Origin of the sequence: Pustulibacterium marinum, assembly GCF_900116665.1 — a bacterium.
Taxonomy (GTDB): Bacteria; Bacteroidota; Bacteroidia; order Flavobacteriales; family Flavobacteriaceae; genus Pustulibacterium; species Pustulibacterium marinum.
This window is the reverse complement of the sequence record NZ_FPBK01000003.1, coordinates 57,862-73,138: the sequence shown is the minus strand read 5'-3', so window position 1 is coordinate 73,138 and position 15,277 is coordinate 57,862. Positions and strand designations below refer to the sequence as shown.

The 15,277-nt window shown below is 34.2% G+C and carries 17 protein-coding genes; 16 read left to right on the top strand and 1 reads right to left on the bottom strand.

Annotation, left to right across the window (positions count from 1 at the left end; all coding sequences use genetic code 11):
- Positions 1-853 precede the first annotated feature (853 nt).
- From BM383_RS06360 to BM383_RS06280, 16 genes are all read left to right on the top strand, one after another.
- Positions 854-1,714: a restriction endonuclease gene (locus tag BM383_RS06360; RefSeq protein WP_093024198.1), complete on the top strand. Its 861-nt coding sequence runs from the start codon at positions 854-856 to the stop codon at positions 1,712-1,714.
- 140 nt (positions 1,715-1,854) lie between these two features.
- On the top strand, positions 1,855-2,343 hold the full coding sequence (locus BM383_RS06355) for a hypothetical protein (protein WP_093024196.1): 489 nt from the start codon (positions 1,855-1,857) through the stop codon (positions 2,341-2,343).
- A gap of 89 nt (positions 2,344-2,432) precedes the next feature.
- The gene (locus tag BM383_RS06350; RefSeq protein ID WP_143106353.1) at positions 2,433-3,299 is read left to right on the top strand and encodes a ComEC/Rec2 family competence protein; all 867 of its coding nucleotides are present in this window, start codon (positions 2,433-2,435) and stop codon (positions 3,297-3,299) included.
- Positions 3,300-3,481: 182 nt separating this feature from the next.
- Positions 3,482-4,171 (top strand): hypothetical protein, encoded by a 690-nt coding sequence (locus BM383_RS06345; RefSeq protein ID WP_093024192.1) that lies wholly within the window; start codon positions 3,482-3,484, stop codon positions 4,169-4,171.
- Between the two features lie 229 nt (positions 4,172-4,400).
- The gene (locus BM383_RS06340) at positions 4,401-6,704 is read left to right on the top strand and encodes a CAP domain-containing protein (RefSeq protein WP_093024190.1); all 2,304 of its coding nucleotides are present in this window, start codon (positions 4,401-4,403) and stop codon (positions 6,702-6,704) included.
- A gap of 213 nt (positions 6,705-6,917) precedes the next feature.
- Positions 6,918-7,205, top strand: coding sequence for a hypothetical protein (locus tag BM383_RS06335; RefSeq protein WP_093024188.1), 288 nt, complete (start codon positions 6,918-6,920; stop codon positions 7,203-7,205).
- 377 nt (positions 7,206-7,582) lie between these two features.
- Positions 7,583-8,188, top strand: coding sequence for a zinc ribbon domain-containing protein (locus BM383_RS06325; RefSeq protein ID WP_093024184.1), 606 nt, complete (start codon positions 7,583-7,585; stop codon positions 8,186-8,188).
- An 18-nt stretch (positions 8,189-8,206) separates the two neighbouring features.
- Positions 8,207-8,602 carry a hypothetical protein gene (locus tag BM383_RS06320; RefSeq protein ID WP_143106352.1) on the top strand — a complete coding sequence of 132 codons (396 nt, stop codon included), beginning with the start codon at positions 8,207-8,209 and terminating at the stop codon, positions 8,600-8,602.
- A complete protein-coding gene (locus BM383_RS06315; protein ID WP_093024180.1) occupies positions 8,583-8,807 on the top strand; it encodes a tautomerase family protein in 225 nt (74 codons plus the stop codon). The genes BM383_RS06320 and BM383_RS06315 overlap by 20 nt, the downstream gene beginning before the upstream one ends.
- Before the next feature lie 36 nt (positions 8,808-8,843).
- Complete coding sequence (locus tag BM383_RS06310; RefSeq protein WP_093024178.1) at positions 8,844-9,236, top strand: hypothetical protein; 393 nt, start codon at positions 8,844-8,846, stop codon at positions 9,234-9,236.
- 171 nt (positions 9,237-9,407) lie between these two features.
- Entirely contained in the window at positions 9,408-10,214 is an 807-nt protein-coding gene (locus BM383_RS06305; protein WP_093024176.1) for a CPBP family intramembrane glutamic endopeptidase, read from the top strand.
- Between the two features lie 75 nt (positions 10,215-10,289).
- Positions 10,290-10,802 (top strand): hypothetical protein, encoded by a 513-nt coding sequence (locus BM383_RS06300; RefSeq protein WP_093024174.1) that lies wholly within the window; start codon positions 10,290-10,292, stop codon positions 10,800-10,802.
- A 3-nt stretch (positions 10,803-10,805) separates the two neighbouring features.
- Complete coding sequence (locus tag BM383_RS06295) at positions 10,806-11,483, top strand: hypothetical protein (protein ID WP_143106351.1); 678 nt, start codon at positions 10,806-10,808, stop codon at positions 11,481-11,483.
- Between the two features lie 24 nt (positions 11,484-11,507).
- The gene (locus BM383_RS06290; protein WP_093024170.1) at positions 11,508-11,993 is read left to right on the top strand and encodes a hypothetical protein; all 486 of its coding nucleotides are present in this window, start codon (positions 11,508-11,510) and stop codon (positions 11,991-11,993) included.
- A 3-nt stretch (positions 11,994-11,996) separates the two neighbouring features.
- Complete coding sequence (locus BM383_RS06285; protein ID WP_093024168.1) at positions 11,997-12,821, top strand: SH3 domain-containing protein; 825 nt, start codon at positions 11,997-11,999, stop codon at positions 12,819-12,821.
- 97 nt (positions 12,822-12,918) lie between these two features.
- Positions 12,919-13,452, top strand: a complete 534-nt coding sequence (locus BM383_RS06280) for a YcxB family protein (protein WP_093024166.1) — start codon at positions 12,919-12,921, stop codon at positions 13,450-13,452.
- Positions 13,453-13,509: 57 nt separating this feature from the next.
- Here the strand turns inward: BM383_RS06280 and BM383_RS06275 are convergent, their stop codons facing one another.
- Positions 13,510-15,270 (bottom strand): RagB/SusD family nutrient uptake outer membrane protein, encoded by a 1,761-nt coding sequence (locus BM383_RS06275; protein ID WP_093024164.1) that lies wholly within the window; start codon positions 15,268-15,270, stop codon positions 13,510-13,512.
- Between the last annotated feature and the right edge of the window lie 7 nt (positions 15,271-15,277).

Here is a 15,277-nt window from a genome sequence, read left to right as displayed (position 1 = left end):
TTTAACTACAAAATACTTATAGGAGATGCTTTGAGATGTAACTCAAGGGAAATGTTCAATATACAGTTTGTATATACCCTAAAAAGTAAATGGTAAGAGTAGCTCAAAAGAAAAGAGCACAGAGTGGTACAAGGTATATAGAAGGTTGGTACAAGGTTGGTAACAGGATGAGCAGTGGGAGCATAGTGTTTGCTTACAGAACGCTTACAGGATGGTAACAGAACGGTAACAGAACGTGACTAAAGTGTCCGATTTATTTTTGGTATTATGCAGTATATCAAAGTTTTAGCAAAAACGAAGTGTCCACAACTGTAATGCAAATGTCCAATATGGTTTTGTAGATTGCTTGTTTTTAATGTTTTACGGAGTTTAGCCTTGGTTAATGTGCTATATAATTCATCTAAAAACCAGTGTGTTATGGTAGGGGATAAATATCAGTTCCTCGTAACAATTGTTGGAAATAGCATTACAAATTTGTGCAATTTTGTGCATATCTGTGGCAATCTGTACCCATGTGTGGAGTATGATACCATTATATGGGCGTTAGTACGTAGTGATACTCAAATGTACCCAACGTGACCAATTGTTACATTTTCGTAAAGCAACCCTGCGTGTTTGTTGCAGTGTTGTTGCAGTAAACGGTGAGTTTCCTTTACGAAAACGCCATTTTACCAAGGAAGACTGGAACAAAACTGGGACAAAACCCCTTGGGAGGTAGCTGTGGATTGGGTGGAGGAAAGCCGATGAACGGGAAAAGTGGGGGGTTGTAGGAAAATAGGAGTATAAAAATTTAAAATTGCACAAAAAGTTATATCTTGTTCATGATATAAATGAGTTGCCACCAATTTGAAAAATGAACTGGAAAAAATACGAAAAGGAAATATTTGAAATTTTCAGAAATGAATATCCAGATGCCGAAATAACTCTCGATGCGAAAATTATTGGCAGATATTCCAAAAGAAGCCGACAAATTGATATTCTAATTGAACAATATGTTGCGGGAAATAGATTGCGAATTGCAATAGATGCAAAGTTTTTTAATAAAAAAATAGATGTAAAGACCGTTGAAAACTACATCTCTATGTTAAATGACATAGAAGCACATAAAGGACTTTTGATTACGAATGTTGGATATTCACAGACTGCTTTAAATCGAGCTTATTATGACCCGACTGATATAGAACTTGATATTTTGAATTTTGACCAGTTAAAGGAATTTCAAACAGAATATGCTCTGCCCTTTGCTGGAAATAATGCTGTTGATCTATTTGCACCATTCGGTTGGATTATAGATGCTAGAAGTTGTCCAAATTGGTTAGCTACGCTTTATCAAAGAGGTGCTGAGTTTGATGTTGAAATGGACGAATGGATGTATGTAAACTTTTGGAACAGAAAAGAAAATGATGACACCGTTGACGACTTATTAAAAATTCAAAAAGGCGAATTTGAACAAGGTAATTATGAGGTTGAAATCGAATATTTAAATACAATAAAAAGAAAAGACTCTAAAGTTGTTTTAAGAAAGGTCAAATACAAGAAACATCCAATTTCTGAATATACTGGATTTGTGGAATTTGAGGATTTCATATTTTTTATTGTTATGTTTTCACCTGTCGAACTATCTAACAAAAATATAAGGAAAATGGAAAATATTTTGACCACTATAACACCTAGGAGAATTGAAATAAAAACTGGTGGCAACAAAGATGCATAACCGCAATTACGGCGGATTCGACTACGCCCGTATCCACTCGGAATTGCTAACGTCTGTGCTTAAGATAAACATTAACTTAAAACCCGTAACTGGCGGTTATACGAATCGTTACCTGTAATGCGAAAAAACTAAATAACTAAATGACAGAAATCATAAATAAGATTACGAGCTATAATCTTTTTAACTATCTATTTCCAGGAATTCTTTTTGTTATTATCGCATCTAAATGGACTATTTATGACTTTCAAGTAGAAAATATAGTTTTAGGTGTTTTTCTTTACTATTTCATTGGAATGACCATTAGCAGAATAGGCTCTTTATGGATAGAGAAAATTTTAAAAAAGAGTAAGGTGGTTAAATTTTCAGATTACAAAGATTTTGTTGTTTGTTCAAAAAAAGATGATAAAATTAATCTTTTTTTGGAGATAAATAATACCTATAGAACACTTATCTCATTAGGTTTTTGCTTAATAATTATCAAATTATACAGCGAATTAGATAGAGCAATTGAAATACCTGAAATATACACAACTTTCATTCTACTAATATTTACAGTATACCTGTATGTGTTGTCATACCAAAAGCAAACGAAATATATAAATAAGAGAATTAAAGCTAATAAAGATTGAATATGCTTAAAGTACATCATTTAAATGTTGGACACGGAGATACAATCGTGATTGAATTTTTAGATACAAAAAGGTTAATGGTAATAGATATGAACCGTTCTTCCGAATTTGATAATGATACAAAACAAGAATTAATAAACGAATCTTTATCAAGATTGGACTCAATCGACCAATTAAGATATAGTTTAGGAATGTTTGATGCAGAAAACCTATTGGAAAAGGCAGGAATTAAAAAGTCACTTACTGACCCTATTCAATATATTAATGATTTAGGTTATTCTTCAGTATTTAGATTTGTTCAAACACATCCACACGCTGACCATTTTACCGGAATGAATGAACTATTTGAACAAAAATCAGTAGCTAATATTTGGTGTGTTAAAAACAATTTTACATTAGACGAATCCAAATTGTCAAGAAAACAGAAAGCTGATTGGAAACTTCTGAAAAAATTTAGAGATAGTAATAGTAATCCTGTTGATGATGTTACAGTAATTAGACCATTCGCTGGAGACAAAAGACAATATTTGAATGAGGACAATATTACAGTATTGTCACCAACACCAGAATTAGTAAAACTTGCTCAAGACAAAGACAATAAAAACATTATGAGTTATGTCCTTCTAATTAAATATGGTGGTCATAAATTCATATTTGGTGGAGACGCTGAAAAAGAAACTTGGGAATACATCGTAGAGAATTACGAAGATGAAATTAAAAACGTAACAGTATTAGACGCATCACATCACGGAAGGAAAAGTGGTTATTACCAACCAGCAGTTAAATTAATGAATCCTGAATTCACCATAGTTTCAGTTGGAAAAAAACCTTCTACGGACGCTTCGAATAGTTACAGACAATACTCAAGAAATGTTTGGTCAACCAGATATAAAGGAAATATAAAATTTGAAATAAATAGTGACGGAACTGGTAATTTCGAACATCAATATTCATAAGCACTACCGCCAACAAACATCTAAGTTAAAAAACATTTAGTTTGGAGGGCTTCGATACACTTTGCTCCATTGCATTCCACAAAGCACTCAGCCACCAATTTTTTTTATTGTTTAGGGTTTGGTGGGTAAAAGTTGTATTTTGGTGTAGCTATCAATGCGTTGGTCATAATTAAGAACAAACTATGAATAAAGCTTTTTTTAGGATATTATTTTTTGTTATTCCTTTTCTGATTTTAGGATGTAATTCTAATAAGGAGAAAACAGTAATTGGAATAAAACCAACCAATTGCAACAGTCCTACTGATGCAATAGTGAAATTCAAAAAAATTAAAGAAAGTGATGTATCGGAACGTATTTTGAGTTATAGCAAAAGTCAATCCATTGAATTTAGCCGTTTAGAAGAAAAAGAAATTTCTGATTGGATTCATAATGTTGTCTTCAGTGATAAAAGAGGCTATTCTGGAATTAAAGAATGGAATATCAATGATGAAGACATTTGTTTTACTCAAAATGTACGAATAGAATCTGCTTCAGACTCAGTTCAAGTTTCTAACGTTTATATCAAAATATGTAATTCAGTTTTAACTAAAGATGTTTCTGCCGGTAATTATTGGGAGTTTGATTCTGAAAATTTTATAATTACATTAAACTACTGCTTTGATTCACTAGAATTTATTAAACCTGTCGGATATTATGAAATTGTTGAGAATAATGGAAAGTTAGAACGTTCATTAAAAACCGATTTAAGGAAACACAATTGTTTGGTAGATATTAACTTGACCTTTCTAGATAAAAGAAGTAATACCGAATATAATAAGCAGATTTTATCTGATAACGGATTTTTATATACTGATTTTAGAAACTGGAAATAAAAACTATAGTCAACAAAGATCTGAGTTAAAACAAAATTTGATAGGAATATCGTAAGCTATAAGTCTGACCACCGATCACTGAACATTGAATACTGAACACTGAACACTGAATACTGAACACTGAATACTGAATACTGAATACTGAATACTGAAATACTGATTCACTTATTTATAGATTTATTTTTATGGCATAAAGGTTGTATAGAAGATATAAGTAAACCATTATCGTATGAAAAAAATATTACTACTACTTTGTGGTGTATTCACAATCAGTATTCAAGCACAATACTGTCAAAAGGAAACCGCTATTATCAAAGCTGAATTAGCAAAACTGGTGAATCAGCTTCGTGAAGAGAAAGGAGCTACTCCTTTAGCATTTCATCCCATACTGGCAAAGGCTGCCGCGCATCATAGCAAGTATATGAGCAGTACCAATAGCCTAACACATACCGAAAGTGAGGTAGGTTACAAAACACCGTTTGATAGGGTACATACTTTTAAAGGCAAAGATTTTATTAGTGTTGGTGAAAATGTACTGTATATAACTGTAGTAACAAAAAATAACAAGAAAGCACAGCTGAAAGCTGTAGCCAAACAAATGTTTGAAAATTGGAAAGACTCTCCCGGACATTATGCCAACATGGTAAATCCTGAATATGAGTTTGGTGATTTTGGTTTTGAGTACAACCTAAAACAAAAGATACTATTTGCAACACAAGTTTTTGCAACCAAAGGAGTAACTATCCCAGGACAATTGTCTGACGATGACTTTGGTTTAACAAAGGCTTCTGATGATTGTAAAGAAGCTATTGGCAATCTAGGTAACCTAGTCCTGAATATGGGGAATTCATTGCGTATAGAGGGCAGAGATGTGGTATTGTATTATCATAGTAAGGAGTATTTTAAAGAAATTATCAAAAATCCACAAGATGGTTTGGCAGTAGATTTATTAAAAAGAGATCAATTTGCTTGTGGTGCTAAAAATCAGTTAGATGTTTCTCCTGTTCATGATGGTATTTTGCTGCCACCTGTTTACAAAGAAGAATTGTGGACCCATAATACAGCTGAAAGTGATTACCGGGTGATTGTAAAACTGGGCACTATTCCAGAAAATTTAAATGTAGCCGACTATACGCCAGCATTAATCTTAATTAAAGACGGACAAGCTTGTAGTGAAATCTATCAGGCAGAAGTTCCTAGTGATGAGTATTCTTTAAGACCCGTGGTAGCAGTTACAAAAGATGAACCTTCGGTTGCATTACGCAAAGAAGGAATTATTCAATCTCAAATAATAAACTACGATTTTAATGCAAACCAAACCAAGCCTATTCATATTCCTAAAATTGCGAAAGTTGTAACACCCATTCATTCGATAGCTATTCAGGCATATAGTTCTGTAGAAGGAGATTCCATTCATAACATACAATTGCAAAATGCAAGGGCGGCGTATATTCAAAAACAGCTTCAAAAAATCTTAGACCTTAAAAATGTGCCTTTCAATATAGAGGCAAAAGAACATTGGGATTTAATGGATTTCCAACTGAATTATTTTGATCGGCAATCACTCTTAAAAGTATCTCACGATTCTTTAAAGCAAGTTTTAGCCAATAGAGACCAAAACTTTCCGTGGGATTCTTTGTTGTTTGTGCAACGTAAAGCCACAGCAGTAGTCCATTACAAAGGAAATTTAGATACGTTTGATCCCTATAATTTCGAAACCCTGGCAACACAAAACTTCAGAACTGCCGTAGCAACACAAAATGTAGCCTTGGCCAACAAGACTTTGTACCATATGTATACAGATTCTATACTTTACAACAAAAATGTATTGTTTGAGCCCCAGGTAATGCCGTTTGTAAAAGCGCATAAGGAGTTAGTAACCAATTTTTCAGCCAATTTAACGGAATCCTGGAATGAGTATGAAATTATTAGATACATGAATCATTGGTTATCTTTTTCAGAAACGTTAACTACAGATCAAAAACACAATATATTACAGTTGTATAGTTTGGTATGTCATCGTTTGTTAAACAATTGGGATGTAGCTGCAGAAAGACTAGCAAAAGTGATTCACCCCAGTAAAATAGAACCCTTGATCTATGAAGGTATTTCAGATGAGCTAATGCTTAATTTACATTTAAGCTTTTTAAAATATTATGGACAAATAAATGATAGAGAGGGGATTAACAAGTCTTTTGATTTTATAGTGAATTATTTTAAAGCGCGAACCTTAGCACCTGAAGATGACAATGCATTGGTTTTATTTTTCAATAATTGGTCTAGCTATAATGCAACTAATTCATATCTTTTAGAAAAGTACCAAAAAGAACTGTTAGACGAAGACGGACTGTTTATATTCATTCAAACATTGAATTTCTCTAATGAAAGCATTCCAGATTTGTCAATGTATGAAGTACACCAAAAAGCTATTTCAAAAAATAAAGAGCGCTGGTGTCAATGGTTGCAGAAAGATTTTCAAACTTTACGTAACGAAAACATAAAACAACTGTACTGTGAAACTTGTAGTTTATAAAAAAAACACAGCCCTCACTTCAAAGGCTGTGTCTGTCACATGTGTGTTTTAGTGGAAAAATTACATGTATGTTTATAGGATAGATGCAGCTTATTCAAAAAGGTTGCGGAGCGTATACCTAATTTTTCTTGAACATCGTAAAATGAATTATTTTCTAATAAAGTGAATGATACAATTTTTGTACTTTTACTAGTGTTTAAAAGTTGAGCAACCATGACCGCAGTACATACTCCATTTGGCATTAAAATACGACGTATGTTGTTATGGACATTTGGTACATTGGTATTGCTCAATGGTTTTTTGAATCTATTTTTTGGTAACGATCCTGGTTTGGGACTTTCTTTTGTACTCATATCGGCCATCTATTTACCTCCAATTACCGATAGAATTTATCAGCATTACCATATTAGAATTCCGTTACTTTTACGTGTCATTTTAGCTATTTTAATGCTTTGGGTAACGGGAGCAGTGGGTGCTTTGGCAGAAGGATATATTTTTTAATGTATGATATGATTTTTTTACATGCACCAAGTAACTCCTCCATATTTAGACTGTTTCTTATCCTGCTAGCTTGCATTGCATTGGTAGTTGCGGTATTACACTTTTTTTGTAAGCGGTTTGGATTGTTTGCTAAGATTAAAGTAAAGGGGAAGCTTTCAGTCTTTTTTTATGGTGTTGGGCACTTTTTTGTTAGTATCGTTGTATTCATTAGTTTGGTAAACTTACTTGGTCTATATTTTCAATACTATTCATAAAGTCTTAGAAAAAGCTTACATCTAGAGTTCATTTTTTTATCTATTATAGATTTTGGGTAAGATCTGTTTTTACAATAAAAAGGTTGTGTATATTTGATACGATAACAACCTAAACTTTTACCTATGATTTTTTACGGTCATAACAGTACCAAGTTGGCAACAAGAACATCAAAAACTGCCATTTGTCCTCATTGCGATACACAAGGAAGCATTACATTTCATATATTTAGCAAATATGCTCATATCTTTTGGATTCCTATGTTTCCTTATAAAAAAATAGCCTATTCAGAATGTGATCATTGCAAGCAGACGTTGGGATTTCAAAAGATGCCGATGGTCATGCAAAAAGAAATGAAGCAGATTAAAGAAGCAAGTGTTTCTCCTAAATGGCAATTTGCCGGCTTAGGAATTTTGGTAGTGTTGATCATTGTAGGAATCATTAGTTCAAAAAGATCATCTGCGTTGGATAAAGAATATTTAGAAACTCCCATCATTGGCGATGTTTACGAGTACAAGGACAATCCATCGTCTTACAGTACCATGAAAGTAGTGAATGTTTTTAATGATAGTGTTTATGTAGTTTTTAATGATTATGCCACCAATAGAATGTCTGGAATTGATGAGATTGATATCAAGAAAAACTACGGAACAGAAGAATATGTTTTTGGAAAAGAAGAGTTGGCCAATATGTATGAAGCCGGAGATATTTATAGTGTAAACAGAGATTGATCTTACACTGAAATGATAATGAAATCCATTTTTAGAAAAAGCGAAATTATAGGTATGATGTTTACATTGCTTATTTGCAGTGTTGCAGGTGGACATGGAGTAGCGCCTATTGGTATCATTCCTGTAATAGCAATTCTTGAAAAACATCTTCCTGATAGCATTTGGTTTATACCGGTTTTATTGTTTTTAGTCGGTATGAGTGCTTTTTTAGTAGCGCTTGTTGCAAAACAACGTAAACAAATATTTGTATTGATGGGTTTCTTAAGTGGATTGGGTTGTGTTATCACCTTGATGTGTATTACCGAAGTATTTTTATTTACTTTAGGATCATCGCTTCCTTTTTTGATAGGAGTTATTTATTTTGCACCACGTATTTATAAAATGTTTCAAGAATATGCCACATATAAAAGTTAGTTTATACGCAGGGAAATCAGATGCTCAAAAGCAAGCCTTGACAGACGCTATTGTAAAAAATGTTATGGAGATTATGGGAAATAGTGAAGGCTCTATTTCGGTTGGTTTTGAAGACGTACAACCAGAGGATTGGAAGGCCAAGTATGATGCAGAAATAAAACCTGTATTAGCCAGCTTAACCAAAAAGCCCGGATATAAATTATAAAGCATATTTTTTTCACAACTATAAAAATTCAAGATCATGGAATTATTACCATTTTTAGCAATTTTTGGAGCCATGTTGCTATCAAGAAAGTTGTACAATAGTAAACTATTACTTTTAGAAGCAGACCAAAAGGCGCTTTTAGTGGAATTGTTTGCAAGAGGATCAGCTACCTATTGGGTTTATGGTTTTTTAATCGTAAGTATTGTTTTGATCATGTTGAATTTGGAATATCAGTTGGTAGCTTCAAGCTTGGTTTGGATTGTGTATTTTACGCTTGCTGTAGTATTCATGCTTTTTTCAACGTATAGAAGTATCTCCAAATTAAAGCACCATGCTTTTCCCAATTTTTTTGTAAAGAATTATATGTGGGTTACGGCTATTAGAGTTGGTGGACTGTTGTTATTTATTTTATTAACGTACTTGAGTTAAGCGAGCAGAGATAAAAATGTAAATGAGTTCCAATTTCACCATTAATGGATCAACTTTTTATAAGACTTATTTAAAATAGCTCCATTCTAAAATACATATAGCATTCATTTTCAAAAAAATAGTATCTTTAGTTAAGAAGAGGGGAATATTATTTTTTTGAATTGTACGCTTATGAGTAAGACCATAAAAGTTCTCATAGTAACAGGCATTTGTTTTTTATGCTTTTACTTGCTGATGGATTTTCAGTTTGCAAGAGTTAGAGATACATTTGATCAACTGATTCACCAAAGGGGTGTGAGTCATATTTTAGCATATATTTTTGTTGGAATTCCTGTTTTTGTGGGCGCTGTTGGTATCAACGAACTCAAAAGTATCTGGGAGTCTTTAGGAATGCACAAAGATTTTGTAAGAGGAGTTTTCATTGCATTATTTTTTACAACTCCTATGTTTGTTGGGTTTGCTTTCTTTTTTGAGATCAATGCAACACTTACGCTTAATGAATTTTTAATAGGAGCCGTGGCAGCTGCTTTCTTTGAAGAACTCTATTTTAGAGGATTTCTTTTTGGGCAGCTATTTAGGTTTACACGGTTTGGGTTTATTCCTTCTGTGATATTGGGAGCCATTATTTTTGCATCCGGACATTTGTGGCAAAGTCATGATCCTTCTGTATTGTTCGGTATTTTTATCACTACGTTTATGGGAGCTATACTTTTTGCATGGCTCTATGTGGAGTGGAACTACAATTTATATGTGGCCATCTTTATGCATTTTTTCATGAACTTCTCCTGGATGTTGTTTGATGTTTCTGAAAACGCCTTAGGTAATAGCTATGGCAATTTGTTCAGATATATCACCGTAGCTTTGGCCATTGCCTACACCGTTATAAGTAAGTTAAGCCGCGGCGAAAAATTGGCGATCAATAGAAAAACCTTGTGGATTAAACCACAGCCAACATTGGATAAACTAGAGTTAGAATAAGTTTTTATTATAAAATGTTAGGCATACCTTCACTTTTATTAGTTTTATAGAATATTACATATTTTTTGAACAGTTATGGTAAAGAACGGCTACTATTTAGGAATCATTGTTTTAGGAATGCTACTGAGTTTGTACGCTTTCTATAAGTTTTATACCGGTGAAAGCATTTCAATCTTGAGTATAGAACGGTTGGGACTTCCCATGATTGAATTTGGTGGTGCAGCATTATTGATTCAAAATGGAAGCTTTAAAAAAACGCGTAATTTTAAATTGCTCAAAGCTTGTGTATCACTCTTCATCATTAGTACATTATTAAAAGTAATGCATTGGAATTTTTCCTCTTATGTAATGGGACTTAGTTTTTTTATCATAGGAATATTATATGTTTTGCATTTTTATCAAAAACCTTACAAAAGAGTATTGGATGTTTTAAAACTCCTTTGGGTTGTTACATTCTGTATTTTAACACCTTTGGTGATAGACCGTGTATTAGTAATGGAATACCGTATGCTTTCCGTGGCATTAATGCTGGTGACAGTAGCCATATTCTATCTGGAAAATTTAAAACAAAAATCTTTTAAAAGTTGAGGTATGAAGAAGTTGTTCGTAAAGATTTGTATATGCATGAGCATGCTGGCCATAGCACCATTGCAAGCACAAGATTATTTTGAAGGAGTGGTGAAATATAGTGTAAGCTATAGTCCTTTACATCCTGATCTTTCAGAAGAAGTTTTAGAACGAGAAGTGGGCACGCGTATCACAGCTTTGGTCAAAGAAGACAGGTATAGTATGATTAATAACGCAAAAGGTAAAAAAGGATGGCGAAAAGTAACGGTTCGTTTGGATGAAGGTTATAAATACACAGAGTTTCAAAAAAGCGATACCATATACAAAGAAAAATTAGGGACCGAAGCGCATACGCTTTTAGAATTTACCCGAAACAAAGACCCAAAGAAAGAGATTTTAGGTAAAGAGTGTGAATCGATCACTATTCATTATCAAATAGAGGATGCGACCAATGGATTATTGGAGTACAAGGGAACCTATTATTTTCATCCGGATTACCGATTAAATCCTGAGTTTTATAAACAAGATACCGATGGTTTTTGGAATAAATACGTAGCAGCATCCGGAGCATTAAGCCTTGAAAATCACGTAACCATTCCGGGATTTATGGAAGCATCTCAAAAAGTAACAGCTATTGAGCCTAAGACCATACCCGATGCTCTTTTTGAACCTGCGGTAATGAAAATTATTATAGAAAAATAGTCATAATTTAATGATTGCAATCGTATGAAAAAAATCGGATTTCTTTTAGCTTTAGCGGTACTAATGGTGGCTTGCACGTTATCGTCTCAATATTCCTTGTCTGGCAAAGAGCCAGTTTTGCCAATGCTTTTGGGTACTTGGCACAATGCTCAGAGTACATCTGAAATTGTACATATCAAAGCATTTGATAAGGAAACATACCAACTTTCCATGTTGGTAAACGATAGTTTGAAAGAAGGATTCAAGGCCCACACCAATACCATTAATGACCAATTGATTTTTACCATAGAACCCGATAATGAAAAGCAACGGTATGGTTTTTACATGCTGAAAATTTGGGCAGATTCTTTAAAAATGTACGAAATAACCAGTCCGTTTCAAATAAAATTGGGGAAAGATCAGGAAGATTTTAAATCAGAAAAGAAGCTAAAGAAGTTCTTAAAAAAATACACACGTTCCGAAGCTATGTACGATGATGAAAAACTAATTATTACCCTTTATAAACACTAATTCATGCGAAAAATTATTTGGTTGATAACCTTGTTGATGCAATTACAAATGATTGCACAAGATTCAGAAATACGTCCGCTTTATAACCATGATTTTGATTCCGGTAGCTATCAATATTTGTTTGCAGACCAAGTGAAATTAAGAGAAAATGCTTCTACGGATAGTGAAGTACTGGCTATTTTACCCATCAATACGATGATCAAAATAATTTTAAAGTCGGAAAACGCTATGGAGTTTGATGGTGTTTTATCGCCATGGTATCGAGTAGAGGTAGATGGTAAAGAAGGTTATATTTTGGGAGCGTTGATTGCTTTAGATAGAGTGAGCTCCAGCAAAACATTTACTGACTTTCTTTTTCAGGTATCAAGAAGCGATAATGACAAAGAACAATTGAAAGTGCGAACAACTCAAGACAATAGTACCTATGAAGAAGCCATTTTTGATTTGTGGAATTCCGATTTTGATGTAGAAATTAATTCAGGAAAACATCTAAAGGGAATTGATAATATCGTCAAAATAGATTACATATCGGAAGCTTGTGGTATAGAAGGAGGGTTTACCTATCTGATATGGAATCAAGAAGCTCTAACGCTATTAGCAAATGTTTCTCAAATAGCAGATGCAGGTATTTTTTCATTTCAAGAACAGTTGATTTTTCCAACAGATGAAGAGGGAGAAGCAAATGCTATTGGTTACAAACTTGAAAGAATAACTTTTGAAGACGATTCCCTGAATTGGACCAAAACAGTAATCATACAACGTTCTTTTCAATGGGAAGGATTAGAAACCGTAAAAGAATTGAATTTGTTTCAGCGAAAAACCGACTAATCTTTTCTTGTTATTCAATAAAGAATAGACTTGGTTTACCCAGTAATTTTTTTCATTACTGATAAATTGTATCTTCGGGAAACCTAAACAATACTTAATGAAACTTCAATATCAGTTAAACGAACAAGACCTTATTCAGTATCAATTTTATGTAACGTCACAATCTAAACGAGAAAGGCGCAAAAGACAGCGAAGAAAGTTTATGTTACCTATTATGTATTTGGGAATGGCAATTTATGCCTATGCATCCGGTGACATCACTGTGGGGATTTCTATGGCAACGATAGGATTACTTTGGTTGTTAATCTATCCTTTGTACAGTAAAAGGTTGTATACACGTTATTACAAGCGCTATGTAAAAGAAAATTATACCAATAAAATTGGGAAACCTGCTACGGTAGAGGTTACCAAAGAAGCTATTTTCACCTCTGATGAAGGTAGCAATGCAACGGTAAAATTGACCGAATTGGATTCTTTTGTGGCTATTCCGGAATATTATATCATTCATTTGGCGCCCAATCAAGGAATTGTAGTTCCAAAATATACGGTTAAGGATCAAGACGCTTTTGAAGCATATTTTACTGCAGCCAATGTACCTTTCAAGAATCTTTCTGATTGGAAATGGAAATAATAGCATATAAAAAAACGCCGGCATCTGCCGGCGTTTTCACAACTATATAAACGCAATCTAGTAACCCTGATTTTGGGCTATGTAATCTGCAACGTCAATGGTTTCCTGTGGAATTGCATAGACTCTTAAATAAGGATCCGTAGCTGCTTTGGCAGTATATGCCTCGTCATACGTTCCAAAACGAATCATTTGCTTTCTTCGGTATCCTTCCCAATACATTTCAAAACCTATTTCATTGTATAGCGAAGTTTCATTTAAAGATTCCAAAGCTACACCCGGTGCATTGTCAAATAATGCTTCACGAGTTCTGCTGGTTCTTAGCATGTTTATGTCGCTTAACGCACTTCCTGTTTCACCTTTTCTAAAATACGCTTCGGCACGCATACAGTAGATACCTCCTAAACGGTATAGAGGAACGTCTACTTGGCTACTTCCGTTTCCGTATTCAGGATCAAATTCCCACTTGAAGTTACGCACTCCCTGGTTGATCTGATCTTGTGTAAATACAGCTTCCAATGGATTGTTGAAGTTCAATTCCGGTGTGAAATCCATAGGTACTGTAGCATTTTTCTCCATGTATAAGAAGCTTACTGCAATACGGCTACCATCCATTACATAACCACCTTGACCATCTAATAACGGACCATATTGTTGCCCAGCTAATAAACCTCTGTTAAAGTGGAAAACAGGTTTTCCAGTATCTGGTCTGGCATCTTGAACAGGTACACTTCCTGTAGTTCCGTCGTTCATAAACCAAGTTCCATCATCGTATTGATAATATCTGTGGAAACGTGGATCGTCATGATTTCCTTCCCAAGTATTGTAGAATTCTGTTTCTACACAAGAAGCGTTGGTACCACGATTATCCGGACTTTGTTTTTGACCACGAGCGGCAGACATATAAGCAAAGTCGTTATCACTTCTACGAATGTTGTCATTTTCTTGAACTACCGCAAAGATCATTTCGGTACTGGTTCCGTTATCTAGAGCAAAATTGTCAAAATAATTACTTTCTAACTGAAAGTTTCCGTTGATCAATAAAGAAGTATAGTAGATTACTTTATCCATATCGGTACCGTCACCATCTACTGCTGTTTCCGTAAAGTTGAAGCTAGAAGAAGCATTGTACCTGTCTTTTAGTACAGCTCTGTTCAAATACATATCGGCTAACAATGCATACGCTGCTTGTTTGGTAAAACGACCGTTGTACGTCTGTTGTTCTCCTAATTCAGCCAACTGAGGAATGATACTTTCTACTTCTGTGATCAAGTTATCAATTTCGGTATCCGCTTGTAGAATTACTAATGAATTATCATCGCCAAACAAATCTCTGTAAGGAGCTTGTCCAAATAAATCAAGCGTGTTGTAAACGTACAAGGCTAGTAAACCTCTGGTTTCTGCCATAAACAATTCTTGATTCGTGAAATCAGGATTTGCTTGTAAGGCTTCAATAGCAGTTAAAGAACGTGTAATACCACTGGTTAAAGCGTTCCAAGTACTAGAAACTGCCGCATTGTTGGTTCCCCAGGTCAACTCGGTCAATGCTCTCCATTTTCCACCGTCTCCCCAGTCACTACCACGTGTTGGCAGCATACATTCATCTGTTGGGTATTCTTGTAATCCCCAAACATTTCCGTGATCTGTAAAAGTACCTTCCGCCATTTGAGCATAGGCTGCAGCTACGGCACTTTCCGGGTTTTGACTTTCTCCTCCGATGACTTCATCGATCACCTGTTCTTCTAAATCTGTACAACTAAATACAGACGAAGCCAAGATTGCTGTTAAAGCTATTTTAGATGTGATATTTAAAATTTTCATGTGTAGA

Bases quoted from the DNA above. Each gene is read 5' to 3' on its own strand.
- BM383_RS06360 (WP_093024198.1), top strand. From the start codon at position 854: ATGAACTGGAAAAAATACGAAAAGGAAATATTTGAAATTTTCAGAAAT.
- BM383_RS06355 (WP_093024196.1), top strand. From the start codon at position 1,855: ATGACAGAAATCATAAATAAGATTACGAGCTATAATCTTTTTAACTAT.
- BM383_RS06350 (WP_143106353.1), top strand. From the start codon at position 2,433: ATGAACCGTTCTTCCGAATTTGATAATGATACAAAACAAGAATTAATA.
- BM383_RS06345 (WP_093024192.1), top strand. From the start codon at position 3,482: ATGAATAAAGCTTTTTTTAGGATATTATTTTTTGTTATTCCTTTTCTG.
- BM383_RS06340 (WP_093024190.1), top strand. From the start codon at position 4,401: ATGAAAAAAATATTACTACTACTTTGTGGTGTATTCACAATCAGTATT.
- BM383_RS06335 (WP_093024188.1), top strand. From the start codon at position 6,918: ATGACCGCAGTACATACTCCATTTGGCATTAAAATACGACGTATGTTG.
- BM383_RS06325 (WP_093024184.1), top strand. From the start codon at position 7,583: ATGATTTTTTACGGTCATAACAGTACCAAGTTGGCAACAAGAACATCA.
- BM383_RS06320 (WP_143106352.1), top strand. From the start codon at position 8,207: ATGAAATCCATTTTTAGAAAAAGCGAAATTATAGGTATGATGTTTACA.
- BM383_RS06315 (WP_093024180.1), top strand. From the start codon at position 8,583: ATGCCACATATAAAAGTTAGTTTATACGCAGGGAAATCAGATGCTCAA.
- BM383_RS06310 (WP_093024178.1), top strand. From the start codon at position 8,844: ATGGAATTATTACCATTTTTAGCAATTTTTGGAGCCATGTTGCTATCA.
- BM383_RS06305 (WP_093024176.1), top strand. From the start codon at position 9,408: ATGAGTAAGACCATAAAAGTTCTCATAGTAACAGGCATTTGTTTTTTA.
- BM383_RS06300 (WP_093024174.1), top strand. From the start codon at position 10,290: ATGGTAAAGAACGGCTACTATTTAGGAATCATTGTTTTAGGAATGCTA.
- BM383_RS06295 (WP_143106351.1), top strand. From the start codon at position 10,806: ATGAAGAAGTTGTTCGTAAAGATTTGTATATGCATGAGCATGCTGGCC.
- BM383_RS06290 (WP_093024170.1), top strand. From the start codon at position 11,508: ATGAAAAAAATCGGATTTCTTTTAGCTTTAGCGGTACTAATGGTGGCT.
- BM383_RS06285 (WP_093024168.1), top strand. From the start codon at position 11,997: ATGCGAAAAATTATTTGGTTGATAACCTTGTTGATGCAATTACAAATG.
- BM383_RS06280 (WP_093024166.1), top strand. From the start codon at position 12,919: ATGAAACTTCAATATCAGTTAAACGAACAAGACCTTATTCAGTATCAA.
- BM383_RS06275 (WP_093024164.1), bottom strand. From the start codon at position 15,270: ATGAAAATTTTAAATATCACATCTAAAATAGCTTTAACAGCAATCTTG.